Genomic DNA, 851 nt, shown 5'->3' with positions numbered 1-851 from the left:
AGGACGAACCTCAGGGCCTCTTTTGCTTGACATCAATGGTCAAGGAGAGAGGTACCGCCCGTACTTTGAGAACTACACAGTGGACGCGAGCATCTTAGATTCATGGCCCTTCGGGGTTGTGGATCACAAAGATCAAAACATGCTTCTTCGGAAGTGATGTTGATCATTGGTCAATCTGCATCAGGTAACTGGTGCCGATCGATTCAAACTCATGTGATTTCAAATTTCTAAGAGCAAACGGTGGATGCCTTGGCATCTGGAGCCGAAGAAGGACGTAGTAATCTGCGATAAGCCTCGGGGAGCTGATAAACGAGCTGTGATCCGAGGATTTCCGAATGGGGAAACCCCGCCAGGCCCCTTGTGGTGATCTGGTGACTCCCGCCTGAATATATAGGGCGGGTAGAGGGAACGGGGGGAAGTGAAACATCTCAGTACCCCCAGGAAGAGAAAACAACAGTGATTCCGTCAGTAGTGGCGAGCGAAATCGGAAGAGGCTAAACCGGGCATGTGTGATAGCTATCAGGCGTTGCATGTCCGGGGTTGTGGGACTTCTCACTCCGAACTGATATTCGGGGAGCATTAGAACGTGGTATAGACGAATGGGATTGAAAGCCCAGCCAGAGACGGTGCCAGCCCGGTAGTCGAAATGCTGCAATCGTGCGAGGAGTATCCCAAGTAGCACGGGGCCCGAGAAATCCCGTGTGAATCTGTCAGGACCACCTGATAAGCCTAAATACTCCCAGATGACCGATAGCGGACAAGTACCGTGAGGGAAAGGTGAAAAGTACCCCGGGAGGGGAGTGAAATAGTACCTGAAACCGTTTGCTTACAAACCGTTGGAGCACCCTTGT

General features: G+C 51.7%; 1 rRNA gene. It reads left to right on the top strand.

The window, feature by feature from the left end:
• Positions 1-217: 217 nt before the first annotated feature.
• Positions 218-851, top strand: a 23S ribosomal RNA gene (locus tag IFR14_RS20560); the annotation flags it as partial.

This window comes from Plantibacter sp. CFBP 8775, from assembly GCF_014839505.1.
Lineage (GTDB): Bacteria > Actinomycetota > Actinomycetes > Actinomycetales > Microbacteriaceae > Plantibacter > Plantibacter auratus.
Note: the sequence above shows the minus strand (reverse complement) of the source record. Positions and strands in the feature narration are given on the sequence as shown.